At 63.9% G+C, this 24,666-nt stretch carries 19 protein-coding genes; 16 read left to right on the forward strand and 3 right to left on the reverse strand.

Annotated elements, in window-relative coordinates:
• From murG to CKW40_RS23125, 12 genes are all read left to right on the forward strand, one after another.
• Complete coding sequence (murG, locus tag CKW40_RS23070) at positions 1–1,128, forward strand: undecaprenyldiphospho-muramoylpentapeptide beta-N-acetylglucosaminyltransferase (protein WP_095202160.1); 1,128 nt, start codon at positions 1–3, stop codon at positions 1,126–1,128.
• A complete protein-coding gene (gene murC / locus CKW40_RS23075) occupies positions 1,125–2,525 on the forward strand; it encodes a UDP-N-acetylmuramate--L-alanine ligase (protein WP_095202161.1) in 1,401 nt (466 codons plus the stop codon). The genes murG and murC overlap by 4 nt, the downstream gene beginning before the upstream one ends.
• Positions 2,522–3,487, forward strand: a complete 966-nt coding sequence (murB, locus tag CKW40_RS23080) for a UDP-N-acetylmuramate dehydrogenase (RefSeq protein ID WP_095202162.1) — start codon at positions 2,522–2,524, stop codon at positions 3,485–3,487. Before murC ends, murB begins: the two co-directional genes overlap by 4 nt.
• A gap of 303 nt (positions 3,488–3,790) precedes the next feature.
• The gene (locus CKW40_RS23085) at positions 3,791–4,717 is read left to right on the forward strand and encodes a D-alanine--D-alanine ligase (RefSeq protein WP_095202163.1); all 927 of its coding nucleotides are present in this window, start codon (positions 3,791–3,793) and stop codon (positions 4,715–4,717) included.
• Complete coding sequence (locus CKW40_RS23090) at positions 4,705–5,646, forward strand: cell division protein FtsQ/DivIB (protein WP_095202164.1); 942 nt, start codon at positions 4,705–4,707, stop codon at positions 5,644–5,646. The genes CKW40_RS23085 and CKW40_RS23090 overlap by 13 nt, the downstream gene beginning before the upstream one ends.
• On the forward strand, positions 5,643–6,950 hold the full coding sequence (ftsA, locus tag CKW40_RS23095) for a cell division protein FtsA (protein WP_064988167.1): 1,308 nt from the start codon (positions 5,643–5,645) through the stop codon (positions 6,948–6,950). The genes CKW40_RS23090 and ftsA overlap by 4 nt, the downstream gene beginning before the upstream one ends.
• Before the next feature lie 66 nt (positions 6,951–7,016).
• On the forward strand, positions 7,017–8,702 hold the full coding sequence (gene ftsZ, locus CKW40_RS23100) for a cell division protein FtsZ (RefSeq protein WP_095202165.1): 1,686 nt from the start codon (positions 7,017–7,019) through the stop codon (positions 8,700–8,702).
• Between the two features lie 279 nt (positions 8,703–8,981).
• Positions 8,982–9,932: a UDP-3-O-acyl-N-acetylglucosamine deacetylase gene (gene lpxC / locus CKW40_RS23105; RefSeq protein WP_095202166.1), complete on the forward strand. Its 951-nt coding sequence runs from the start codon at positions 8,982–8,984 to the stop codon at positions 9,930–9,932.
• A gap of 263 nt (positions 9,933–10,195) precedes the next feature.
• Positions 10,196–11,065 carry an outer membrane protein assembly factor BamD gene (locus CKW40_RS23110; protein WP_095202167.1) on the forward strand — a complete coding sequence of 290 codons (870 nt, stop codon included), beginning with the start codon at positions 10,196–10,198 and terminating at the stop codon, positions 11,063–11,065.
• A 217-nt stretch (positions 11,066–11,282) separates the two neighbouring features.
• Positions 11,283–12,956 carry a DNA repair protein RecN gene (gene recN, locus CKW40_RS23115; protein ID WP_095202168.1) on the forward strand — a complete coding sequence of 558 codons (1,674 nt, stop codon included), beginning with the start codon at positions 11,283–11,285 and terminating at the stop codon, positions 12,954–12,956.
• Positions 12,957–13,089: 133 nt separating this feature from the next.
• Complete coding sequence (gene ligA / locus CKW40_RS23120; protein WP_095202169.1) at positions 13,090–15,294, forward strand: NAD-dependent DNA ligase LigA; 2,205 nt, start codon at positions 13,090–13,092, stop codon at positions 15,292–15,294.
• Complete coding sequence (locus CKW40_RS23125) at positions 15,294–15,977, forward strand: DUF2461 domain-containing protein (protein WP_179298074.1); 684 nt, start codon at positions 15,294–15,296, stop codon at positions 15,975–15,977. The genes ligA and CKW40_RS23125 overlap by 1 nt, the downstream gene beginning before the upstream one ends.
• Positions 15,978–16,000: 23 nt before the next feature.
• On the opposite strand, the gene CKW40_RS23130 is transcribed toward CKW40_RS23125, so the two are convergent.
• Positions 16,001–16,759: an SDR family NAD(P)-dependent oxidoreductase gene (locus CKW40_RS23130; RefSeq protein ID WP_095202293.1), complete on the reverse strand. Its 759-nt coding sequence runs from the start codon at positions 16,757–16,759 to the stop codon at positions 16,001–16,003.
• A gap of 121 nt (positions 16,760–16,880) precedes the next feature.
• Between CKW40_RS23130 and CKW40_RS23135 the strand changes: the two genes are divergently transcribed.
• Positions 16,881–17,609, forward strand: a complete 729-nt coding sequence (locus tag CKW40_RS23135; RefSeq protein WP_095202171.1) for an AzlC family ABC transporter permease — start codon at positions 16,881–16,883, stop codon at positions 17,607–17,609.
• Positions 17,606–17,902, forward strand: coding sequence for an AzlD family protein (locus CKW40_RS23140; protein WP_095202172.1), 297 nt, complete (start codon positions 17,606–17,608; stop codon positions 17,900–17,902). Before CKW40_RS23135 ends, CKW40_RS23140 begins: the two co-directional genes overlap by 4 nt.
• Here the strand turns inward: CKW40_RS23140 and CKW40_RS23145 are convergent.
• Positions 17,877–18,119 (reverse strand): hypothetical protein, encoded by a 243-nt coding sequence (locus CKW40_RS23145; protein WP_143748363.1) that lies wholly within the window; start codon positions 18,117–18,119, stop codon positions 17,877–17,879. The genes CKW40_RS23140 and CKW40_RS23145 overlap by 26 nt on opposite strands.
• 113 nt (positions 18,120–18,232) lie before the next feature.
• Between CKW40_RS23145 and CKW40_RS23150 the strand changes: the two genes are divergently transcribed.
• A complete protein-coding gene (locus CKW40_RS23150) occupies positions 18,233–19,099 on the forward strand; it encodes a LysR family transcriptional regulator (protein ID WP_095202174.1) in 867 nt (288 codons plus the stop codon).
• An 11-nt stretch (positions 19,100–19,110) separates the two neighbouring features.
• Here the strand turns inward: CKW40_RS23150 and CKW40_RS23155 are convergent, their stop codons facing one another.
• Positions 19,111–20,955 carry an aminopeptidase P family protein gene (locus CKW40_RS23155; RefSeq protein WP_095202175.1) on the reverse strand — a complete coding sequence of 615 codons (1,845 nt, stop codon included), beginning with the start codon at positions 20,953–20,955 and terminating at the stop codon, positions 19,111–19,113.
• Between the two features lie 648 nt (positions 20,956–21,603).
• On the opposite strand from CKW40_RS23155, the gene CKW40_RS23160 reads away from it, so the two are divergent.
• On the forward strand, positions 21,604–24,639 hold the full coding sequence (locus CKW40_RS23160) for an autotransporter outer membrane beta-barrel domain-containing protein (protein ID WP_179298075.1): 3,036 nt from the start codon (positions 21,604–21,606) through the stop codon (positions 24,637–24,639).
• Positions 24,640–24,666 lie beyond the last annotated feature (27 nt).

The following is a 24,666-nucleotide window of genomic DNA, read 5'->3' on the forward strand; positions in this document are numbered from 1 at the left end:
ATGGCGAGGGGCGTCATCCTTCTCGCGGCGGGCGGAACCGGCGGACATCTGTTCCCGGCCGAAGCGCTGGCGCATGAGCTGAACGGGCGCGGCTGGACGGTGCATCTGGCGACCGACGACCGCGCCGAGCGGTTTGCCGGCCACTTTCCGGCTGCCGCCATCCATCCGATCCAGTCGGCGACGATGGGTTCGAAAAATCCCATCGCCGTGCTTGGTGCCTTCTGGAAAATCTGGCGCGGCGTGCGCCAGGCCTCCGCCATCATCGGCAGGATCAAGCCGGATGCTGTGGTCGGCTTCGGCGGCTACCCGACCTTGCCGCCGCTCTATGCGGCGACGCGGCGCAAGGTGCCGACGCTTATCCATGAACAGAACGCGGTGATGGGGCGCGCCAACCGGGCACTGGCCGGCCGTGTGGATGCCATCGCCGGTGGCTTCCTGCCGCAGGATACGAGCGCCATCGGCGAAAAGACGGTGACGACAGGCAATCCGGTCCGGCCGGCGGTGCTGGAGGCGGCCAAGACGCCTTACGCGGCGTCGACCGGCGAGGAGCCTTTCCGCCTGCTGGTGTTCGGCGGCAGCCAGGGCGCGCAGTTCTTTTCCGACGCTATGCCGGGGGCCATCGCGCTGCTTTCCGATGCGCAGCGCAAGCGGCTGGTGATTACACAGCAGGCCCGCGCGGACGACGTGGCGCGGGTGAAGACGGCCTATGCCGCGCTTGGCGTCGCCGTCGAGGTTTCGCCCTTCTTCACCGACATGGCGGCGCGGATGGCGGCGGCACATCTGGTGATCTCGCGTTCCGGCGCTTCGACCGTCTCGGAGATCGCCGTCATCGGCCGGCCGGCGCTGCTGGTGCCCTATCCCTATGCGCTCGACCATGACCAGGCGGCGAATGCGGCCGCCCTTGCCGCTGCCGGTGGCGGCGAGGTGCACCCGCAATCGACGCTGTCGCCCGAGCGCATTGCAGCCCTCATTGGCGGGCTGATGGACATGCCTGAGCGGCTGGCGGCGATGGCCGCGGGCGCGAAATCGGCCGGCAGGCCGGACGCGGCACGGTTGCTCGCCGATCTCACAGAGGCTATTGCGTCCCAAAAAACCGTTACGGATTTCAGGAAGGGGACGCACCCATGAAGATGCCGCAGACCATCGGCCTTGTGCATTTCATCGGCATTGGCGGCATCGGCATGAGCGGCATCGCCGAAGTGCTGCACAATCTCGGCTACAAGGTGCAAGGATCCGACCAGGCCGACAGCGCCAATGTGCAACGGCTGCGCGACAAGGGCATCGAATGCTTCGTCGGCCACAAGGCCGAGAATCTCGGCGATGCCGAGGTGGTCGTCGTTTCGACGGCGATCAAGAAATCCAATCCGGAACTGAAGGCCGCGCGGGAAAAATTGCTCCCCATCGTGCGCCGCGCCGAGATGCTGGCCGAGCTGATGCGCTTCCGTCAGGCGGTGGCGATCGGCGGCACGCATGGCAAGACGACGACGACCTCGATGGTTGCGACGCTGCTCGAAGCCGGCGGGCTCGATCCGACCGTCATCAATGGCGGCATCATCAATGCCTATGGTACCAATGCCCGCATGGGCGACGGCGAGTGGATGGTGGTCGAGGCCGACGAGAGCGACGGCACGTTCCTCAAGCTGCCGGCCGAAATCGCGGTCGTCACCAACATCGATCCCGAGCATCTCGACCACTATGGCAGTTTCGACAAGGTGCGCGAGGCGTTCCGCCAGTTTGTCGAGAACGTGCCGTTCTACGGTTTCGGCGTGATGTGCACCGATCACCCGGAAGTGCAGGCGCTGGTCGGCCGCATCGAGGATCGCCGCGTCATCACCTATGGCGAGAACGCGCAGGCCGATGTGCGCTTTACCAACCACCGCATGGCAGGCGCCACGTCCGAGTTCGACGTGGTGATCCGCGACCGCAAGACCGGCAGCCAGACAACGATAGCGGATCTGCGCCTGCCGATGCCCGGCCGCCACAATGTCTCCAACGCCACCGCCGCCATCGCGGTCGCGCATGAGCTTGGCCTGTCCGCTGACGCGATCAAGAAGGGCCTGTCGTCCTTCGCCGGCGTCAAGCGCCGCTTCACCAACACCGGTTCATGGAACGGCGTCGATATCTTCGACGACTATGGCCACCATCCGGTCGAGATATCGGCGGTGCTGAAGGCGGCGCGCAGTGCCACCAAGGGGCGCGTCATCGCCATTGCTCAACCCCACCGTTTCACCCGGCTGCATGATCTCTTCAACGAGTTCTCCGCCTGCTTCAACGACGCCGATACGGTGATGGTCGCCCCGGTTTATGCTGCCGGCGAAGACCCGATCGACGGCGTCACGTCGGACGAGCTGGTGTCGCGCATCCGCGCCGGCGGCCATCGCGACGCCCGCTATATAGAGGGCCCAGCCGCAATCGCGCCGATCATTCGCGGTCTGGCCAAGCCAGGCGATTTCGTCGTCTTCCTCGGCGCCGGCAACATCACCCAATGGGCCTATGCTCTGCCAAAGGAGCTTGCCACCTCATGATGCACGGCCAGGCCCTGATCGACAGACTCGGCGACCGGCTTGCCGGCCTGCGCGGCCGCCTCACGCCGAATGCCGAGATGGACAAGATCACCTGGTTCCGCGCCGGTGGCCTGGCCGAGGTGCTGTTCCAGCCGGCCGACGAAGAGGATCTTGCCGCGTTCCTGCGCGCGGTTCCCGAAGAGATTCCCCTGACCATTGTCGGCGTCGGCTCGAATCTTTTGGTCAGGGACGGCGGCATTCCGGGTTTTGTCATCCGGCTTTCGGCCAAGGGCTTTGGCGAGGCCGAAGCCATCGGGCCAACCAGCATCAAGGCGGGCGCCGCCACGCCCGACAAGCGTGTCGCGGCGCTGGCGCTGGAAGCGGGCATTGGCGGTTTCCATTTCTATCACGGCATTCCGGGCGCCATTGGCGGGGCGCTGAGGATGAATGCCGGTGCCAATGGCGTCGAGACGCGCGAGCGCGTCGTCGAGGTGCGGGCACTCGACCGCAAGGGCAATGTCCAGACGCTGAGCAATGCCGAGATGGGCTACGCCTATCGCTATTCATCCGCCCCCGCCGGGCTGATCTTTACCTCGGCCGTGTTCGAAGGCTTTGCCGAGGACAAGGCCACGATCAAGGCGGCGATGGACGCGGTGCAGAACCACCGCGAGACCGTGCAGCCGATCCGTGAGAAGACCGGCGGTTCGACCTTCAAGAATCCCGAAGGCACGTCGGCCTGGAAGGAGATCGACAAGGCGGGCTGCCGTGGCCTGATGATCGGCGGCGCGCAGATGTCGCCGATGCACTGCAACTTCATGATCAACACCGGAACCGCGACCGGTTACGACCTCGAATATCTCGGCGAGACGGTGCGCGCCCGCGTGCTCGAGCATTCGGGTATCCGCCTGCACTGGGAGATCAAGCGCATCGGCAATTTCCGGCCCGGACATGCCGTGCAGGAGTTTCTTGGGCAGTTGCTTTAGCTTCCAGCGAAGTTCATGTGATGCATGAACTTCAACGCGCTCACAAAACGCGCAAAACCGTTGCTGCAAAGACTCAGCGACGCGGTTTTCGCAGCCATTTTCTCACAAAGTGAATCTCTCGGATTCATAAGCACTTGCCAGTGAATCAACTCTCTGATTCTCTGCTCAAAAGCGTTTCCTGATTTGAGTCGTTCGACGCGTTACCCGCGTTTTTCCGTCTGGGGGGGCAACCTGCCGGGAGACTCGGACTCAATGTTGCGGAAATCTTGGTTTTTGGTCCGCCGTGAGAGGGGATGACGGGGAATGAAAAGCAAGCATGTGGCCGTCCTGCTGGGAGGTTTTTCGTCCGAGCGGCCCGTGTCTCTGTCTTCCGGAAAGGCCTGTGCCGATGCGCTTGAGCAGGAAGGCTACCAAGTCACCCGTGTCGATGTCGGGCGCGATGTCGGCTCCGTGCTCGCCGAGCTCAAGCCGGACGTTGCCTTCAATGCGCTGCATGGCCCCTTCGGCGAGGATGGCACTATTCAAGGCATCCTTGAATATCTCGGCATCCCTTACACCCATTCCGGCGTGCTTGCCTCGGCGCTCGCCATGAACAAGGAGCAGGCGAAGAAGATCGTCAAAACGGTCGGCGTTCCCGTCGCCGAATCGAAGGTCGCCAATCGCTTCGCCATCCAGAACAAGCACCCGATGAAGCCGCCCTATGTGATCAAGCCGGTCAATGAGGGGTCGAGCTTCGGCGTCGTCATCGTGTCGGAGGGGCAGTCGCATCCGCCGCAGGTGGTCGGCTCGTCGGAGTGGAGATATGGCGATACCGTCATGGTCGAGCGCTACATCCATGGCCGCGAGCTGACCTGCGCCGTCATGGGCGATGTGGCGCTCGGTGTCTGCGAGATCATTCCGACCGGCCATTCCTTCTACGATTACGATTCAAAATATGTCGCGGGCGGATCAAAACACGAATGCCCCGCAAAAGTTTCACCGAATATTTACCAAAAAATACAGACACTGGCGCTCAAGGCTCACCAAGCTGTCGGCTGTCGGGGCGTTTCCCGGTCGGACTTCCGTTATGACGATCGTCACTCCGAAAATGGCGAGGTTGTATGGCTCGAGGTCAACACTCAGCCGGGCATGACGCCGACGTCTTTGGTGCCTGAAATCGCTGCCCATGCCGGGCATTCGTTTGGTGAGTTGTTGAGTTGGATGGTGGAGGACGCTTCGTGTCTGCGTTGAAATGGGGACAAGGCAAGGGGAGGGGCGCGGCTGGACCGTCGCTGTTCGGCTTGTCGTTGTCATCAGGCCATTTCGTGCTGCCGCGCGTGCTTCGCCGCCCGGTGCGCATCCTGGCGCGCCTGGGTGATGGCGAATTCGAGGCGCCGCGCTTCTCCGCTGCGATGATGTCGGCGGTGCTGCTCGCTTCGAGTGGCGCCTATGGCGCCTATCTCGGCGGCCATGCCGACGGCATCATCCAGAGCATCACCGCGCGGACCGGCTTTGCCGTCGACCAGGTCAAGGTGGTCGGCAACCGCCAGACCTCCGAGATCGACATTCTCGACAGGCTCGAACTCGATGGCTGGACCTCGCTGATCGGCTTCGATGCCGAGGCCGCGCGCGAGCGCATCTCCGGCCTGCCATGGATCGAGGTTGCGGCGGTGCGCAAGGTCTATCCGCATACGCTGGAAGTGCGTGTCGAGGAGCGCGAGGCCTTCGCGCTCTGGCAGCAGGGCAATGATCTCTCGGTTATCGAGAAGGATGGCGCCGTCATAGCGCCTTTCTCGGGTGGCAAGCAGGTGATGTTGCCGCTGCTGATCGGCGACGGCGCGCCCGCCAAGGCGCCTGACTTCCTGGCCAAGGTCGAAAAATATCCCGACCTGGCGAGCCGGATCAAAGGCTATATCCGGGTTGGCGATCGGCGCTGGGACCTGAAGCTGGATAACGGCATCACCGTCAAGCTGCCCGAGGACGGAGAAGACCAGGCGCTCGCCGAACTCGTCAAGATGGACAAGGACAAGGGCTTGCTGTCGCGCGACATCGCTGCTGTCGACATGCGCCTGACAGACCGGCTGGTCGTGGAGCTGACGCCCGAAGCGGCGACGCAGCGCGAGGCCGCGCTCTACGAGAAGCCGAAGACCCTCAAGCGCAAGTCGGAGACGAAGATATGAGCTGGCTTGGCGGTTCAGGCGATGCCTCGTCGCGCCGGTCCGGCACTCTGACGGTGCTGGATGTCGGCTCGAACAAGGTCTGCTGCATGGTGGCCAAGCTCAAGCCGAACGATGACGGCAAGCTTTTGCGCGGCCGCTCGCACCGGATCCAGGTGATCGGCATCGGCCACCAGAAGTCGCAAGGCGTGAAGTCGGGCGTGGTCGTCGATCTCGACCGGGCCGAGCATGCCATCCGCCTGTCCGTCGATGCCGCCGAGCGCATGGCGGGGCTGACGGTCGATTCGCTCATCGTCAACATGACCGCCGGCCGGCTGAAGAGCGAAAGCTTTTCGGCGACCATCAACCTTGGCGGCCACGAGGCCGACGAGGCCGACATCAAGCGCGTGCTGGGCGCCGGTGCCAAGCAGGCGCTGAAGGCCGAGCGCGAGGTGATCCATTCGCTGCCCGTTGGCTTCTCGCTCGATGCCGAGCGCGGCGTGCGCGATCCGCGCGGCATGGTCGGCGACGCGCTTGGCGTCGACATGCATGTGCTGACGGGCGATGCCGCCCCGATGCGCAATCTGGAGCTTTCCATCAACCGTTCGCACCTGTCGGTCGAGCGCATGGTGGCAACGCCCTATGCCAGCGGGCTCGCGGCACTGGTCGACGACGAGCTGGAACTGGGTGCAGCCTGCATCGACATGGGCGGCGGCACGACGACCATCTCGGTGTTTTCGGAAGGCAAGTTCGTCCACGGCGACGCCATCGCCATTGGCGGCAACCACGTCACGCTGGATATGGCCAAGGGGCTCTCGACCTCGCTCGATGCCGCCGAACGGCTGAAGGTGATGCATGGTTCGGCGCTGCCGGGCAGTGCCGACGACCGCGACCTGGTCTCGATCCAGCCGATCGGCGATGATGGCGACGTGCCGCTGCAGATCCCGCGCTCGGTGATGACGCGCATCGTGCGCGCCCGCATCGACGAAACGCTCGAGCTCCTGCGCGACCGGCTGAACAAGTCCGGCTACGGCAATGCGGTCGGCAAGCGCGTCGTGCTCACCGGCGGCGCCAGCCAGCTGGCCGGCCTGCCGGAGGCGGCGCGCCGCATCCTGGGACGCAATGTACGCATCGGCCGCCCGCTCGGCGTGGCGGGCCTGCCCGAAGCGGCGAAGGGGCCGGCTTTCTCGGCCGCCGTCGGGCTTCTGATCTATCCGCAGATGGCGAGCTTCGAGAGCCATCCGGCGAAAGGCATTTCCGGTCTCAGGATGACCGGAACGGGTGGAAAACTGCATCGCATGAGTCAGTGGTTGAGAGACAGTTTCTAATTGACGGGGACAGCCCCATAGGCGGCCGCGGCGGCGAAGCGGCGTGAAAGGCAAAGGACGGAGACAATGACCATCAATCTGCAGAAGCCGGACATCACCGAGCTTAAGCCGCGCATCACCGTGTTCGGTGTCGGCGGCGGCGGCGGCAATGCCGTGAACAACATGATCACCGCCGGCCTGCGCGGTGTCGAGTTCGTCGTGGCCAACACCGACGCGCAGGCGCTGACCATGTCTAAGGCCTCCCGGCTGATCCAGCTCGGCGCGCATGTCACCGAGGGGCTCGGTGCCGGATCGCAGCCGGAAGTCGGCCGCGCGGCGGCTGAAGAGTGCATCGATGAGATCCTCGATCATCTCACCAACACCCATATGTGCTTCGTCACCGCCGGCATGGGCGGCGGCACCGGCACGGGTGCTGCTCCGGTCGTTGCCCGCGCCGCGCGCGAAAAGGGCATCCTCACCGTCGGCGTCGTCACCAAGCCGTTCCACTTCGAAGGCCAACGCCGCATGAAGACGGCCGACATGGGCATCGAGGAACTGCAGAAATGCGTCGACACGCTGATCGTCATCCCCAACCAGAACCTGTTCCGGCTGGCCAATGACAAGACCACCTTCGCCGATGCCTTCGCCATGGCCGACCAGGTGCTCTATTCCGGCGTTGCCTGCATCACCGACCTGATGGTCAAGGAAGGCCTGATCAACCTCGACTTCGCCGACGTGCGTTCGGTGATGCGCGAGATGGGCAAGGCGATGATGGGCACCGGCGAGGCTTCGGGCGAGGGCCGTGCAATGGCCGCCGCCGAGGCCGCCATCGCCAACCCGCTGCTCGACGAGACCTCGATGAAGGGCGCCAAGGGCCTGTTGATCTCGATCACCGGCGGCCGCGACCTGACCCTGTTCGAAGTCGACGAAGCGGCGACCCGTATCCGCGAGGAGGTCGACCAGGATGCCAACATCATCCTGGGCGCCACCTTCGACGAGGAACTCGAAGGCGTCATCCGCGTCTCGGTGGTTGCGACCGGCATCGACAAGTCGGCGGCTGAAATCGCCGCTGCGCCGATCTCGATCCGTACCGCACCGCCGAAGCCGGCCGCTCGTCCGGCAGTGGCTGCCGTGGAAAGCCGCCCGGCACCGGTGCAACAGCCTGTCTATGAACCGCGCGCCGCCGACCCGGTCGCCGAAGCCATCCAACTGGCCGAGGCAAACGCCGCGGCCATGGCGCAGGCCCGCCCGGCTCCTGTCGCCCATGCGGACGATTTCCGCCCGCAGAGCAAGATCTTCCAGGCGCCCCCGGCACAGCCGCAGCCAATGCTGCAGCCGGTCGTCCAGCAGATGCAGCCGGCCCCGCAGCCGCGGGAAATGCTGCGCGAGATCCAGCAGCCGGTGGCGATGGCGCCGCAGCGCATGCCGCGCGTCGAGGACTTTCCGCCGGTCGTCAAGGCCGAGGTCGACGCCAAGAGCCGCCCTGTGGACCACGAGAACAACAGTGGACCGATGGGCCTGCTGAAGCGCCTGACCAACGGCCTGACCCGCCGCGAGGAGGAACCAGCAAGGCTGCAGCCGGCACAGCCGCGCGAGCCCAAATTGCGCCAGGCCGCCCCCGAAGTGCGCCGTCTCGCCAGCCAGGACGCCCAGCTCTACGCGCCGCGCCGTGGCCAGCTGGATGACCAGGGCCGCCTGACGCCGCAGACCAGGGCGACTCAGGACGACGATCAGTTGGAGATTCCGGCGTTCCTGCGCCGTCAGGCCAACTGAGCGGTTAACGGACTGTAACAATTGTTAACAGGCAGGCAAGGAATTGCTTGCCTGTTAACGTTTTAGATGTAGTAAAATCAAAGGGTTATAATATCGAGCTCGCTCTGGTCTGCGGTTACAAAGGGTAAGAAACCGTGATTTGGAGTCTCCCTGCCGGAACATTATCTTCGCTGCCTACCATAGTCGGTCTGCCGGGATTTCGGGGAAGTGGCCCTGCCTGCCGATTTAACAAGAGCCGCGCCCTCGGGCTGGAGAAGCGGACCTAGGCATTTCGGGCTTATGGGGATTGTCTTGCACGACTATCAGACGACAGTGAAGGCGCGCGCGTCGCTTACGGGCACCGGCGTTCACAGCGGCAAAGAAGTTTCCATCAGTTTCCTGCCCGCGGATGCCGACACCGGCATCGTGTTCCAGCTTGTCAACGGAGAAGGGCAGGGCCGCGAGTTCCGCGCCTTGGTTGCCGAGGTCGGCGCCACCGATTTGTGCACCATGCTTGGCGATCCCGCGGGCGAGCACATCGCCACGGTCGAGCACATCATGGCTGCCCTGTTCGGGCTTGGCATCGACAATGTCGTCATCGAGATCGACGGTTCCGAGGTTCCCATCCTCGACGGCAGCGCCATGGCCTTCGTGGAAGCCATCGATCAGGCAGGCATCGAGACGCTATCGGTCAAGCGGCGCTACATCAGGGTCATCAAGCCGGTCCGTATCGAGAACGGTGCGTCCTGGGCGGAGTTCAGGCCCTATGACGGCACCCGTTTCGAGATCGAGATCGATTTCGAAAGTCCGGCCATCGGCCGCCAACTGTTTGCCTCCGACCTCAATGCCGATATTTTCCGCCGCGACATTGCGCGGGCCCGCACCTTCGGCTTCATGAAGGATGTCGAGCGACTGTGGGCCGCCGGCTATGCGCTTGGCTCCTCGCTCGAGAATTCGCTGGTGATCGGCGACGACAACCGCGTCATCAATATGGGCGGCCTGCGCTATCCCAACGAATTCGTGCGCCACAAGACGCTCGACGCCATGGGCGACCTGGCGCTGGCCGGAGCCCGCTTCATCGGCTGCTTCCGCTCCTATCGCGGCGGTCACAGGATGAACGCCGCCGCGCTGCGGCGCCTGCTGTCGGACCGCACGGCCTTCGAGATTGTCGAGACGACGCGCCGCGAGCGTGGCCGCGCGGCAGAGATGAGCGCCGTCAATGCGCCGCTCTACGCGCCCTGGATGATCTGAACTCCTCACGTTTCGCACCTTGTGGCGGGATGCCCTAGTGTTGCAGGAATGCATCATCGGTTGGTGAAATCACAGGGATGCTCCGGCGCCGCCGCGCCGCCACAAAAATGCGCGATTGCCTAGACATAGCGTTGCCCGGCAAGGCGGTTATGGTTTATGGCTGCTGCCGTCGATTAGTGCATGTCGCTCAAAAGTGGGGACCAGTTTTGGGACAACAGCATGCAAGAGGCATTAAAATAACGCCGAAAGGGCGCAATCCAATCATGTTCTTTAAGCGAGCCGGTCGATCGAAAGCGCCCCAGCGGTCTGTTATCCTGGCGCTTTCGCTGGTTGTTCCTTCGCTCTTTCTGTCGGCCTGCATGTCGTCGGAGAAAGACATCGACCTGTCGAAATATGTCGACCAGACCGAGCCGGCCGACGTTCTCTACAATCAGGGACTCGCCAATTTGAATGCCGGCCGCCTGGACGAGGCGAGCAAGAAGTTCGACGCCGTCGACCGCCAGCATCCCTATTCGGAATGGGCTCGTAAATCGATGGTGATGGGCGCGTTCGCCGACTATCGAAAGGGCAGCTACGACGACGCGATCTCGTCGGCCAAGCGCTATCTGGCGCTGTATCCGTCCACCGATGATGCGCCTTACGCACAGTACATTATCGGCCTGAGCTACTATCGCCAGATCAAGGATGTGACGCAGGACCAGAAGGAAGCGCGCCAGACCCTGCAGACGATGCAGGATCTGGTCACGCGCTGGCCGACATCGGAATATGTCGACGACGCCAAGGAGAAGATCCGCTTCGCCAACGATCAGCTCGCCGGCAAGGAAATGCAGATCGGCCGCTACTATCTGGAGCGCCGCGAATACATTGCCGCCGTCAAGCGCTTCCGCACCGTGGTGGAGAACTATTCCAACACGCGTCACGTCGAGGAAGCGTTGGCCCGCCTGACCGAAAGCTATTACGCGTTGGGCCTGACCTCGGAGGCCCAGACGGCCGCCGCGGTGCTCGGCACCAACTATCCCGACAGCCCATGGTACAAGGATTCCTACAAGCTCCTGCAGAGCAACGGGCTTTCGCCGCGCGAGAATGCCGGATCGTGGATTTCCAAGGCCGGCAAGCTGATCACCGGCGCCTGATCCCTGAAGCGCGTCGCAGCGACGCGCTTTTTCGGATTGATCCGATGCTGAAACAAAAAGATAGTGCGGCGCTGCGACTCCAATTGGTCGCGTGCTGCTCCACGGCGGTTCAGTGGTTTGATTGAAGCGCTGAGCCGTCCCAACTTTTTGTTCTACGCAATTCCGGTGGGAAAAACGCTACGCACTTTTCCTGGAGTTGCCTGAGGTCCGGGTTCTGATGCTTTCCAGACTGTCGATCCGCGATATCGTCCTGATCGAGAAGCTGGATATCGACTTCCAGCCGGGCCTTTCCGTGCTGACCGGCGAAACCGGCGCCGGCAAATCCATCCTGCTCGATGCCCTGTCGCTGGCGCTCGGCGCGCGCGGCGACGCCTCTTTGGTGCGCCATGGCGCGGCTCAGGGCCAGGTGATTGCCGTGTTCGACGTGCCGCGCAACCATCCGGTGCGCGCGCTGCTTGTCGAAAACGCCATCGAGGATGACGGCGACATCATCCTGCGCCGCGTGCAGACGGCCGACGGCCGCACCCGCGTGTTCGTCAACGACCAGCCATCCAGCGTGACCCTGATGCGTGATGTCGGCCGTGCGCTGGTCGAGATCCACGGCCAGCACGACGAGCGCGCCTTGGTCGATCCCGGCGCCCACCGTGACGTGCTCGACGCTTTCGGCGGCCATCTCGGCGCCGTTCGCTCGACCGGCGAGGCCTGGCGGCATTGGCGCGCCTGCGAGCAGGAGCTGACGCGCCATCGCGCCAAGGTGGCGGCCGCCGCGCGCGAGGCCGACTATCTGCGCGCCGCGGTGGCGGAACTGACCAAGCTCGATCCGCAGCCCGGTGAGGAAACGGAACTTGCCGAACTGCGCGCCCATATGATGCGCGCCGAAAAGATCGCGTCCGAAATCCACGACGCGCAGGATGTGCTGTCCGGCCCGTCCTCGCCCTTGCCGCAACTCGCCAGTCTGCTGAGACGGCTGCAGCGCAAGGCGACGGAGGCGCCCGGCCTGCTCGAAGACGTGGTCAAGTCGCTGGACGAAGCCATGCTGTCGCTCGACGCGGCGCAATCCGGTGTCGAGGCGGCACTTCGCGCCACCGAATATGACCCGCAGCGGCTGGAGAAGGCGGAGGAGCGGCTGTTTTCGCTGCGTGCGGCGTCGCGCAAGCACAGTGTCGCCGTCGACGATCTGGCGCAACTGCGCGACACGATGGTTGCCGATCTGGCCGATCTCGATGCCGGCGAGGAACGCCTGCATGGGCTGGAAAAGCAGGCCGCCGCGGCACGCGAGGCCTATGACATCGCCGCAGCACAGCTTTCCTCGCTTCGCCACGCGGCGGCGGTCGGCCTGACCAAGGCCGTGATGGCCGAATTGCCGGCGCTGAAACTCGAACGCGCCGCCTTCATCGTCGAGATGAAGAGCGAGGCCGAGACCCGCATGGAAGAGGGCATCGACCAGATCGAGTTCTGGGTGCGCACCAACCCCGGCACGCGGCCAGGGCCGATGATGAAGGTGGCGTCCGGCGGCGAGCTGTCGCGCTTCCTTTTGGCGCTGAAGGTGGCGCTGGCCGACCGTGGCTCGGCACCGACGCTGGTCTTCGACGAAATCGATACCGGCGTGGGTGGCGCCGTGGCGGATGCCATCGGCCAAAGGCTGGCGCGGCTGTCGAAGCGCGTGCAGGTGCTGTCGGTCACCCACGCGCCGCAAGTGGCGGCGCGCGCGGCGACGCATTTCCTGATCTCCAAATCGGGCAGCACCGACCGCGTGGCGACGGGCATTGCCGAGATGGACAGGACGGCGCGGCAGGAAGAGATCGCCCGCATGCTGGCCGGCGCCACGATCACCGACGAGGCACGCGCGGCCGCCGAGCGGCTGCTGCGCGAAAATACAAACGCGGCATAGATTATCCAGTGTCATGAGCCGAGTCAGGATATGGCTCCATCCTGCTGTTCAGGAATGATCTTTTCCGAAAACCGGTTCCCACATTTCCTGATCATGCTCTATTGTGACGCGCCACCGTTCGGGGGAGAAAAGCATGGCCGAAAAACCTGTCGATACGCTCAGCGAAAGCGAGGCTGAAGCCGAACTCCAGCTTCTGGCCGAGGAGATCGCCGGGCACGACCGGCGCTACCATACCGAGGACGCGCCCACGATCACGGACGCGGAATATGATGCGCTGCGGCGGCGCAACCTTGCCATCGAGGAGCGTTTTCCAGGGCTGGTGCGCGAGGATTCGCCGTCGCGCAGGGTGGGTGCTGCGCCGGCGGAGGGCTTCGCCAAGGTGCGTCATGCCGTGCCGATGCTCAGCCTCGCCAAGGCCTATACCGACGAGGACGTTACCGATTTCATCGATCGCGGCCGGCGCTTCTTCGACCGCGACAAGGATCTCGACATCGCCTTCACCGCCGAGCCGAAGATCGACGGGCTGTCGGCATCGCTGCGCTATGAGAAGGGCGTGTTCGTGCAGGGCGCGACGCGCGGCGACGGTGCCGTCGGCGAGGACATCACCGCCAATCTCAGGACCATCGCCGACATTCCCGCCAAGCTGCAAGGCTCGGGCTGGCCCGACACCATCGAAATCCGCGGCGAGGTCTACATGACCTATGCGGAATTCGAGGCGCTGAAGCAGCGCTCGGCCGCGGCTGGCGGCCAGGATTACGTCAATCCGCGCAACACGGCCGCCGGCTCGCTGCGCCAGAAGGACGCCTCCGTCACCGCCAGCCGCAACCTCAAGTTCTTCGCCTATGCCTGGGGCTTCACGACGGCAGATCCGGCCCCGACGCAGTACGAATCGGTGCAAAAATTCGCCGACTGGGGCTTCAAGATCAGCCCTTTGATGGTGCGGGCGAAGTCGGCCGAGGAACTGGTCGCGCATTATCATCTGATCGAGGAGCAACGCTCCTCGCTCGGCTATGACATAGATGGCGTCGTCTACAAGGTCGACCAGCTGGAGCTGCAGCGCCGCTGGGGGTTCGTCACCGGTGAGCCGCGCTGGGCCGTTGCCCACAAATTCCCGGCCGAGCAGGCAATGACGACGGTAGAGAAGATCGACATCCAGGTCGGCCGCACCGGCACGCTGGCGCCGGTGGCGCGGCTGGCGCCCGTCACGGTCGGCGGCGTCGTGGTCGAGAACGTCACGCTGCACAATGAGGATTACATCAAGGGTTTCGACAGCAATGGCCTGCCGATCCGCGACGGCATCGACGTGCGCATCGGCGACACGGTGGTGATCCAGCGGGCAGGGGATGTCATTCCGCAGATCGTCAGCGTCGTCATCGACAAGCGTCCGGCCAATGCCGTGCCTTACGACTTCCCGCATACTTGTCCGGTGTGTGGTTCGCCGGCCACGCGCGAGATCAACGAGAAGACCGGCAAGGAGGATTCGCGGCGGCGCTGCACCGGCGAGCTGATCTGCGCGGCACAGGCCGTGGAAAGATTGCGCCATTTCGTCTCGCGCGGCGCCTTGGATATTGAAGGCCTTGGCGCGGAGAACATCGATACGTTCTTCAACGCCGGACTGATCAAGACGGCCGCCGATATTTTTACGCTCAGGGACCGTCGCCCCGCCGTCACCAAGGCACTGGCCGAGCGGCGCGAGGAGCAGGCCAGGCAGCGCGAGGCGGCGTCCGGCAAGACACGCAAGAATGTGCGCAGTGTCGAAGACCGCAACTATGAAGGCCTCGACAAGCTGTTTTCAGCGATCGATTCGCGCCGCGAGCCGGAACTGGACCGCTTCATCTTCGCGCTCGGCATCCGTCATATCGGCGAGACGACGGCGGCCGTGCTTGCCAAGACTTTTTCCACCATCGAGGAGCTGATCCGCGTCGGCAAGGAGACAGCCGCAGCGGAAGATCCGCACACCGTTTTCCCGTCGGTCAACGGCATCGGCGACACGGTGATCGATGCGCTACGCGATTTCTTCGGCAATGAGCGCAATGACGACGTGCTCGACAAGCTGCTCGAACAGGTCAAGCCGAAGCCGTATATCGTCACCGTCTCGGCCGACAGCGAGGTCGCCGGCAAGACCATCGTCTTCACCGGTTCATTGGAAAAGATGACGCGCTCGGAGGCCAAGGCGATGGCCGAACGTCTCGGCGCCAAGGTTGCCGGCTCGGTTTCGGCCAAGACCGACCTGCTGGTGGCCGGCCCCGGCGCCGGCTCCAAGCTCAAGCTTGCCAGCGACCTCGGCGTCGAGGTCATCGACGAGGACACCTGGCTGCAACGGGTCGGCAAATCGTGATGGCGTTCAAAGGGTTCGGGCCAAAAGCCATTCCGTTCCTGAAGGCGCTGGATTTCCACCAGAGCCGGGAGTGGTTTTTGGAGAACCGCGACCTGTTCGAACAGGAATTGCGCGATCCTCTGGGCGATCTCGTCGAGACGCTGACGCAACGCTTTGCAGAGGCGGGTCTCGGTCTGCGCGGTGACCGCAAGAAGTCACTGTTCCGCATCAATCGTGACGTGCGCTTCGCCAAGGACAAGCGGCCTTATAACCGGCATGTCTCGGCGATCCTGTCGCCGGATGGCAGCAAGGCCGTGCAGGGCGTGTTCTACATTCATATCGGGCTTGAAGGGTGCTTTGCCGGCGTCGCCTGGTGGCAGCCGGAAGCCGCGCTGCTGCTGGCGATGCGGCGCGCCATCGAGACGTGGCCCGACAGGTTTCGCGCCATGGGGAAGGCGTTGAAGAAGAACGGCCTTGAACTGGATGCAGAGGATCGCATGAAGCGCACGCCGCGTGGCTTCGAGCATGTCACCGACCAGGATCTTGTCGCTGCCATCCGCAACCGGCATTTCGCGGTCCGCCACGCAATCGATCCGGCTGCGATCCACAGCCCGGCACTGGTCGAGGAACTCGTCGATTTCACCTTGCGCGCCAAGCCGCTGCTCGACTGGGGCAGGGCGATCGAGGGCCAGGCGTTGGATTAGGCACTCGCGGGGTCGAGTGCAAGCTACATCCGCATCAACAGTCCACCATCAACGGCGAGCTCAATTCCGGTGATGTAACTTGCGGCGTCGGAGAGCAGGAAGAGCGCAGCGTTGGCCATGTCTTGCGGCGTGCCGATCCGGCCTAGCGGCGTGTAGTCGGCAACGGCAGCGCGTTTCTCCTCGGTATCCCAGCGGGCCTGCAAGGGGGTGAGCGCCATGCCCGGGCAGATCGCATTCGAACGGATGCCCTCGCTTGCAAGCTGCATCGCCAGCGACTTCGAAAGCGCACAGACGCCGGCCTTGGATGCCTGATAGGCGTCCTGGGGTTTCGGATCGCCGCGGTACCATTGGATCGTCGAGAAGTGCACCATCGCCCCACCGCGTCCGCCCGAGCGCATATAGGGAACGACCGAGCGCGCGGTGTGCACGAAGGATTTCAGATTGATGTTGAAGACCTGGTCCCAGACGTCGAGATCCATTTCCAGTGCCGATCTGTCGCGACCGAACCAGAGCACGCCGGCGACATTGGCGAGATAGTCAATGCCGCCGTGCTTACGGCCCGCCGCACTCACGACCTGCTCGACAAAGGCAGCGTCGGTGAGGTCGCCCTGTGCAAAGGTGAGCCTGTCTCCGAATTTGGACAGCGAGGTCGGAACGGGCTTGACGTCAATGGCGGTAACCGACGCGCCGGCTTCGAGCAGCGCGAGCGCGATCGCCTCGCCCATGCCGCCACCAGCGCCGGCGACGACCGCGTGCCTACCGGTGAAATCATAAACGATCATCTGGAACCTCATTTGCTTGCGCGACCCAAGACATCAGTTTCGCTGATCTGTTGGCTCAAACGAATTCGTCTGACTTTCCAACCGCTCGCCCCTACATATCAGTGCAACTTGGGAACGGGATATGTCTGCTGAGACCTTGAGCGAAAATTCTTTGGCCGGCGATTTCTGGAGCGGCGTGCGGCTGTCGATGCCTGTCGTGGTGGCGTCGGCGCCGTTCGCGGTGCTGTTCGGGGCGCTTGCCGTCGACAATGGCTTCTCGGTCCTCGAAGCCTTCCTGATGAGCGCGCTGGTGTTCGGCGGCGCCAGCCAGATGGTCGGTATCCAGCTGTTCGGCCAGCATGTCGCGCCGTGGCTGATCGTGCTGTCGATCTTCGCCGTCAATTTCCGCCATGTGCTCTACTCCGCCGGCATCGGCCGGCGCATCGCGCACTGGCCTGTCGTCTGCCAAGCGCTCGGCTATTTCATCCTCACCGATCCGCAATACGCCGTGGCCGAAGCCCGGGCGCAATCCGGCCAGACCGTCGGCTTTGCCTGGTATCTCGGGCTTGGCCTGCCGGTCTATGTGTTCTGGGTGATCGAAAGCGCGCTCGGTGCGGTGTTCGGCAAGCTGATCCCCGACACGCATGCGCTGGGCATCGATTTCCTGCTGCCGATCTATTTTCTTGGCCTCGTCATGGGCTTTCGCAAGCGGCCGCTGTGGCTGCCGGTGGTGGTCGCCAGTGCCTGCGCCTCGATCATTGCCTACAAGACGGTCGGCTCGCCCTGGCACGTCTCGATCGGCGCCATTGCCGGCGTTTTGCTCGCCGTCATCCTGCCGCCGCATCATAGCGGCGTGGGAGAACGGCCATGAGCACGACATTCTGGATCATCATCGCCGGTGCGATCGCCACCTATCTCACGCGCATCGGCGGACATCTGGTCATCTCCCGCTTCGACAACATCCATCCGCGCGTCGAGGCCGGCCTCAACGCCGTGCCGGCGGCGGTGCTGACGACGCTGGTGGCGCCGGAACTGCTGAATGCCGGACCCGCCGAATGGGCGGCTCTGGTCGTCACAGCCGTGGTCTCGCTGCGCGGCGGGCTGATGTCGATGTTCCTGGCGGGGACTGCGGTGCTGATCATCGCTCGACAGTTCGTCGGCTGATCGATTTTTTGGCAGGGAGTCCACACACGCGCTTTGCCGCCTCCCTGTCAGGCGCACGCTTCCTGAAAATCGAAGCGATCCACGCAATGCTCAACCAGATCGCCTCCGATCTCTCCTGACGGGCGCGACGCACGGCGTCGGCATAAAGGGCCTCACGCTGCTTCGGCGTCAACGCGTCAAGATCGATCGGCCAGATGTCGAGGGGCTCGGGCGACATCTCCATCTCCCTGGTCGGCTGTGCTGATTGGCGCCGACGGCAGCCGATTTACGGGATATGTTCCATCATATAAAATGAATAATTTGGATGCTTTTATTCTTCGGGAGAGATGAATGGATTTGTCCGATCTGCGCATCTTCCGCATGGTGGTGCGCGAGGGCGGAATCACCAGGGCGGCGGAGAAACTGTCACGTGTGCAGTCGAACGTGACCACACGCATCCGGCAACTTGAAGAAGATCTGGGCGTGCGGTTGTTTATCCGCGAAGGCAAGCGACTGCAGGTGTCGCCTGCCGGCCAGAGGCTGATCGGCTATGCGGACCGGTTGCTGGCGCTCGCCGAGGAAGCGCGAATGGCAGTGCTTGATCCGCGCCCGCGCGGCGCGCTGCGCCTTGGTGCCATGGAGAGCACCGCAGCGGCGCGGCTTCCATCTCTGCTCGCCGAGTACCACGCACGCTACCCAGATGTAGAGATCCGGCTGCGCACCGGCTATCCACAGGCTCTCGCGACCGCCATGCTTGCCGGCGAACTCGACGCGGCGCTCGCAGCCGAGCCGATCGCCGACGCGCAATTCGAGAAGCAGCCTGCCTTTCACGAGGAACTGGTCATTGTCTCTGCGGCATCGCGCGTTTCGGTCGAGGACCGCAGCGACATGCCCAAAACCATGATGGCCTTCGAACATGGCTGCGTATATCGCAAGCGACTGGAAGAATGGTATGCGCGCCGGGGCTTCATCGCCGAGCAGACCATCGAGCTCGGTTCATACCCTGCCATGCTTGGTTGCGTGGCGGCTGGCATGGGCATAGCGCTGATACCGAAATGTGTGCTCGCGGGCTTTCCCGAGAGCCGCAGGTTACGGCTGCACAAACTGCCTCCGGACGAAGACAATGCCCTCACGGTGTTGTTTTGGCGCAAGGGAGCCAGTTCTCCCAACATTCAAGCCTTGCGGGCACTGCTTGCGGAGCAGGGCCTCGCAAGCTGAATGTCGACTGCTCAAATCTTAGCGTCGTGCGGCAGCGGCGCTGTCGCCTTTTCCAGCCAGGCCAGCGTTTCGCCATCGAGCATCGGTCCGATCTCGGCCAGCACGCGGGCGTGATAGGCGTCGAGCCAATGCAGCTCCTCGCGCGTCAAAAGGTCGGTCCGCACCAGCCTGATGTCGACCGGCGCCAGCGTCAGCGTCTCGAAGCCGTGCATGGCGATGTCGCCGCCTTCGACCTGTTCGGCCGGCGTCACCAGGATCAGGTTCTCGATGCGGATGCCGTAGGCGCCTTCCTTGTAATAGCCGGGCTCGTTGGACAGCATCATGCCCTCGAGCAGCTTTTCGGTGCCGGTGCGGGCAATGCGCTGCGGGCCTTCATGCACGGCCAGGTACGAGCCGACGCCATGGCCGGTGCCGTGGGCGAAATCGCAGCCATGCTTCCACAGCGCCATGCGGGCGACGGCGTCGATCTCCGAGCCGCGCGTGCCGGCAGGGAAGCGCAGCGTGGAAATGCCGATCATGCCTTTCAGCACCAGCGTGAAGCGCTCGCGCATCTCCTCGGTCGGCTGGCCGATCGGCACGGTGCGGGTGATGTCGGTGGTGCCGTCCTGATACTGCGCGCCGGAATCGAGCAGGAACAGCTCGCCCGCCTGCAGCTTGCGGCTGGTGGCGCGCGACACGCGGTAGTGCATGATGGCGCCGTTCGGGCCGGCGCCGGAAATGGTGTCGAAGGACACGTCGCGCAGCGGCATTTGCGTTTCCGCGCCGGTCTGCCGGCGGCTCTCCTCCAGCCTGGTGACGACCGCGATCTCGTCGAGCGAGCCGGGTTTCTGGCGCTCCAGCCAGCACAGAAGCTTGGCCACCGCCGCACCGTCGCGGCGGTGCGCGGCGCGCGAGCCGTTGATCTCGGCCTGGTTCTTGGTGGCGCGCGGGATGCGGGCCGGGTCGGGCGCGGCAATCGCCGTGCCGCCATTGTCCTCGACCAGCATGCGCAGCCGGTCGGCCGCCAGCACCGGGTCGAGCGCGATCTTGGCGCCGCCCTTGGCGAGTGCCGCGATCGCCGCCTCGAATTCACCGGGCTCGTGCGGATCGGCAAGCTGGGTGAGATAGGCCGCGACCTGGCGCGAAAATTTGCGCTTGTCCATGAACAGCTGGTGCGACCCATCCGCTGCGAGGATGGCGAAGCCGAGCGCTAGCGGCGTGTGCGGCACGTCACCGCCACGGATGTTGAAGGCCCAGGCGATGGAGGAGGGGTCGGTCAGCACCGCATGGGTGGCGCCGTCCTTGCCGATCGCCGTTGCCAGCCGCGCCAGCTTGTCCTTGGCGAGCTCGCCGGCAAAGCCGATCGGGTGCAGCTCAACCGGCGTCACCGGTGCGGCGGGCTGATCCTTCCAGATGATGTCGATCGGGTTTTTCTCGAGCGGCACCAGCACGGCGCCTGATTTGTCGGCCGAGGCCTGCAGCGCCTTGACCTCGCTGATCGTGTGCAGCCAGGGATCGAAGCCCAGCCGCGCGCCCTTGCCGATATTGTCCTTGAGCCAGACGGCGGGCGGGTTGTCGACCAGGCTTTCGACCGAAAAAATGTTGAGATCGACCTCACTTCGCACCTGCAGTGTGTAACGCCCGTCGACAAAGATGAAGGCGCGGTCGCGCAGCACGATGGCGACGCCGGCCGAGCCGCTGAAGCCGGTCAGCCATTTCAGCCTTGCCGAGCGATCGGCGACATATTCGCCCTGATGCTCGTCCGCGCGCGGAACGATAAAACCATCGAGGCCATTTGCCGCCAGCCATTGGCGCAGCAGCGCCACGCGCGGCTTGCCGACTGCCGGGTCGCCGGCGGAATCGAAGGTCTGGAACATGATGGGCCTCCTGATATCAGCGTGACCGTAGCCTATGGGTCCGGAAAGCGGAATCGATTTCCAGCTGGCGCAACCTGCTACAGTGCTGCTTGGCTGACAACCGAATGGGGCTGGTCCAGCCGCGGCACGAAGGCTGGGTTGTCGTTGTTCACCCCAACACGACGCGGCATTGCCGCGCTGCCCGCCGCACCCGGGCATTGTAACCAGAAAAAGTCAGCAAAGACTGCCTTTTGAGCGTGCGTGACTTCGCATGGGACGCTATCTGTTTCGGGTTTTCTTGTCTTGACCGCCGGGGTGGGGCCTTCCGGTCAGGTTGGTGTCGGCGAACCAGTTCCGGCACGCTGTTGAAAGCCATGATGCTGGCCATGCACCGCTTGCAGGGTCGATGTTGAAAACGAGGACTATATCCTGAGCCAGTCAGTCAGCAAAAACCGTGCTTGTGCGCAGTCCGGCATCTGGTGTGGCCAACTATTGATTGATGCAAATTCGCAACGGATTTGCTCTGATTTCTTCCCGAGTTCTCTGTTGCTTGGTTCTGGTAATCTTTACGGCTTACATTCACTTGTCTCTCGGCAGCGGGTTTCGTAGCGTCGCCACGGGCTTCAAGGGTCGATTCAGCCAATGGATGGTTGGTCGGGGGGATTTTGGATGAGACATTCTGTTTGCGCAGCGCGTGCCAAAGGCGATGGCGAGGTGAATGCGCGGCTTGCGGGCTCGCTTCTGTCGTCCACGTCGCTTCCGGCTCTGCTGATTGCCGGGCTGATTGCTGCCGCTGTGACGCCGATCATGTCCGGTGTCGCCTCGGCAGAGGATTTCGCTCACAACAGCGGCGATTGGGGTACGGCTGCGAACTGGACCCCCGCAACGGTTCCCAACGGCACCGATGCGGTCGCGAACTTCAACCATGATGCGCCGGACCAGGGGCTCGGCTATACCGTTTTCCTGACTGGCGGACCCTATACGGTCGGCACGCTGAACTTGAATGCCACGAGCACCTCCGGCGGTTACCGGTTTTCAAACGGTGTTTTGAATTTCCAGGCCTCTGGGCAGGCCGCGATCAATGTGCAGACGAACAATTTCATTCCCGACCTGGACGCCGGCGGCAGTTTCAATCTCATCTCCGACACCGTTTTCACGGTTGCTGCCGGGGCTCATTTTACAGCGGATGGAACGATCTCAGGTGCAGGCCTCACCAAAAGCGGCGACGGCTTGCTTACCTTGAATGGCGCAAACACCTACACCGGCGGCACCAACCTCTATGGCGGCACGCTCAGCCTCGGCAACAATAATGCGCTGGGAACTGGTCCGCTCTCCGCCTTCGGTGGGACCACGATCGATATCCAGTCCGGTGTTTCGATCGCCAATGACCTGCTCGTCAACTCCAGCCCGACCATTCAGGTCGGTTCGGGAACGGCCACCTATACCGGCCTGATTTCGGACTATGACGAGGCCTCGGCGATCATCAAGACCGGCGCCGGCACACTCGTGCTGACCAACAACGGCAACAGCTTTGGCTCCGGCGCCATGATCAAGGCAGGAACGATCCAGGTCACGGCCGATCATGCGCTAGGCTCGGGGCCCATCACGTTGGATGGCGGCACGCTGCAGGCGGGCGCAAACCTCACCGTTGCCAATGTTTCGATCCTGTTCGGCGCCGCCGGCGGCACCATCGACACGAACGGTTTTGACGTCAGCACCTCCGCCAGCATGGGAGACGACAGCACGCCGAGTGGGACGTTCACCAAGACTGGGGCCGGCACGCTGACGGTAGAGGGTTTTGCTGGCAATAACACCTATGCCACGGCCACCGACGTCGCCCAAGGCACGCTGAAGGCGGGCCTGTTCGCCGCCAACATTTTCAGCGCCAACAGCGCCTATACGATCGAAAGCGGTGCAACGCTCGATCTCAACAATTTCGACCAGGCGATAGGTTCGCTGGCCGGCGCCGGAGCGGTCAATGCCGGGACAGGCAAGCTGACGACCGGAGGCAACAACGGCTCGACGGTATTTTCGGGCGTCATCACAGGTACCAACGGGCTGATCAAGGACGGGACGGGAACCTTCGAGCTGTCGGGTTCGAACGCGTTGTCGGGCGGGACCGAGGTGAAGGCCGGCACCTTGCTGGTTTCAGGTTCTTTGATCGGTTCGGCCGTTACAGTCGACAGCGGCGCCACGCTCGGCGGCACTGGCTCGGTTGGTCCGATCGCTGTTTCCGGCACGGTGGCGCCCGGCAAGAATGGCATTGGCACGCTGGCGGTCTATGGCGACGCCAGCTTCGCATCCGGCTCGACCTATGCGGTCGAACTGAATTCCGCCGGCGCTGCCGATCTGATCGTTGCCGTAGGCACGGCAAGCATAGCCCCGGGCGCCGGCTTGAGCGTGACCAATATTGGGCCGGACAGCCTGGTGGCGGGCGCCCACTACGTCGTGCTTCAAGCCGTTAGCGTCGGCGGAACCTTCACCCTGATAGGCGATCCGCAGGTCTCCGCCTTCGCCAGACTGAGCACCCACTCCATTACGACGCAAGTCTATGTCGACGTCACCCAGACGAAAACCTTCGGCTCGGCCGGCGTGACGCCGAACCAGATTGCCACCGGCGACGGGCTGGAGAGCGCGGGCAGCAGCGCCTTGGTCAGCGCGGTGCTTGGCTTGCCGAGCGACGCGGCGGCGCAGGCCGCTTTCGACCAGCTTTCGGGTGAAATCCATGCCTCGGCCAAGGGCATGCTGCTGCAGGACAGCCACTTGCTGCAGGACGCGGTGACAGCGCGCCTTCGCGGTGCCTTCGGCGACAGCGGCAAGACAGCCTCGCTGCCGGTCATGGCCTATGGCGAGGATGGCGTTCAGCCGGTCGCCGCCGACACCGACCGCTTCGCCATCTGGTCGCAGGGTTTTGGCTCCTGGGGCAGCACCGACAGCGACGGCAATGCGGCTGCCTTCGATCGTTCGACGGGCGGCCTGCTGGTCGGTGCCGACGGCCTGGCCGGCAACTGGCGCATCGGCGTGGTCGGCGGCTACAGCCGCACCAGCTTCGATGCCGACGACAGGAACTCTTCCGGCGACAGTGACAATTATCATCTCGGCCTCTATGGCGGGACCAACTGGGGCGCAGTCGCCTTCCGTACCGGTGCCGCCTACACCTGGCATCGGATTTCCACGTCGCGCTCCGTCGCGTTCCAGGGCTTCACCGACAGTCTGTCGGCCGACTATGACGCCGCGACCGCGCAGGCCTTCGGCGAACTGGCCTACAAGACCGACGCCGGGCCGTTTGCCTTCGAACCCTTCGCCAATCTCGCTTATGTCAACCTGGACACGGATGGTTTTGCGGAGAGCGGCGGCGCCGCGGCGCTGACCAGCGGCAGCTCAACGTCGGATGCGACCTTCACCACGCTCGGCGTCAGGGCGTCGACCGACATCACCCTTGGCGGCGTTGCGGCGACCGCGCGCGGCATGCTCGGCTGGCGTCATGCCTTCGGCGACGTGACGCCGCTGTCGACCGTCGCCTTTGCCGGCGGCGACAGCTTCACCATTGCCGGCGTGCCGATCGCCAGGGATACGATGCTGGTCGAAGCCGGCTTCGACGTGCAGCTGGCGCGCAACGCCACGCTTGGCCTGTCCTATGCCGGACAGTTCGGGGCGGATGCCTTCGACAATGGGTTCAAGGCCAATCTGGGCATCAAATTCTAGAACGTCGAGGACCGGCAGTGCCTGTCG

The sequence above is a fragment of the Mesorhizobium carmichaelinearum genome, assembly GCF_900199455.1.
GTDB classification, from domain to species: Bacteria; Pseudomonadota; Alphaproteobacteria; order Rhizobiales; family Rhizobiaceae; genus Mesorhizobium; species Mesorhizobium carmichaelinearum.

Coding starts and splice junctions, on each gene's coding strand:
- murG (WP_095202160.1), top strand. CDS start 1: ATGGCGAGGGGCGTCATCCTTCTCGCGGCGGGCGGAACCGGCGGACAT.
- murC (WP_095202161.1), top strand. CDS start 1,125: ATGAAGATGCCGCAGACCATCGGCCTTGTGCATTTCATCGGCATTGGC.
- murB (WP_095202162.1), top strand. CDS start 2,522: ATGATGCACGGCCAGGCCCTGATCGACAGACTCGGCGACCGGCTTGCC.
- CKW40_RS23085 (WP_095202163.1), top strand. CDS start 3,791: ATGAAAAGCAAGCATGTGGCCGTCCTGCTGGGAGGTTTTTCGTCCGAG.
- ftsA (WP_064988167.1), top strand. CDS start 5,643: ATGAGCTGGCTTGGCGGTTCAGGCGATGCCTCGTCGCGCCGGTCCGGC.
- ftsZ (WP_095202165.1), top strand. CDS start 7,017: ATGACCATCAATCTGCAGAAGCCGGACATCACCGAGCTTAAGCCGCGC.
- lpxC (WP_095202166.1), top strand. CDS start 8,982: ATGGGGATTGTCTTGCACGACTATCAGACGACAGTGAAGGCGCGCGCG.
- CKW40_RS23110 (WP_095202167.1), top strand. CDS start 10,196: ATGTTCTTTAAGCGAGCCGGTCGATCGAAAGCGCCCCAGCGGTCTGTT.
- recN (WP_095202168.1), top strand. CDS start 11,283: ATGCTTTCCAGACTGTCGATCCGCGATATCGTCCTGATCGAGAAGCTG.
- ligA (WP_095202169.1), top strand. CDS start 13,090: ATGGCCGAAAAACCTGTCGATACGCTCAGCGAAAGCGAGGCTGAAGCC.
- CKW40_RS23125 (WP_179298074.1), top strand. CDS start 15,294: ATGGCGTTCAAAGGGTTCGGGCCAAAAGCCATTCCGTTCCTGAAGGCG.
- CKW40_RS23130 (WP_095202293.1), bottom strand. CDS start 16,759: ATGATCGTTTATGATTTCACCGGTAGGCACGCGGTCGTCGCCGGCGCT.
- CKW40_RS23135 (WP_095202171.1), top strand. CDS start 16,881: ATGTCTGCTGAGACCTTGAGCGAAAATTCTTTGGCCGGCGATTTCTGG.
- CKW40_RS23140 (WP_095202172.1), top strand. CDS start 17,606: ATGAGCACGACATTCTGGATCATCATCGCCGGTGCGATCGCCACCTAT.
- CKW40_RS23145 (WP_143748363.1), bottom strand. CDS start 18,119: ATGTCGCCCGAGCCCCTCGACATCTGGCCGATCGATCTTGACGCGTTG.
- CKW40_RS23150 (WP_095202174.1), top strand. CDS start 18,233: ATGGATTTGTCCGATCTGCGCATCTTCCGCATGGTGGTGCGCGAGGGC.
- CKW40_RS23155 (WP_095202175.1), bottom strand. CDS start 20,955: ATGTTCCAGACCTTCGATTCCGCCGGCGACCCGGCAGTCGGCAAGCCG.
- CKW40_RS23160 (WP_179298075.1), top strand. CDS start 21,604: ATGAGACATTCTGTTTGCGCAGCGCGTGCCAAAGGCGATGGCGAGGTG.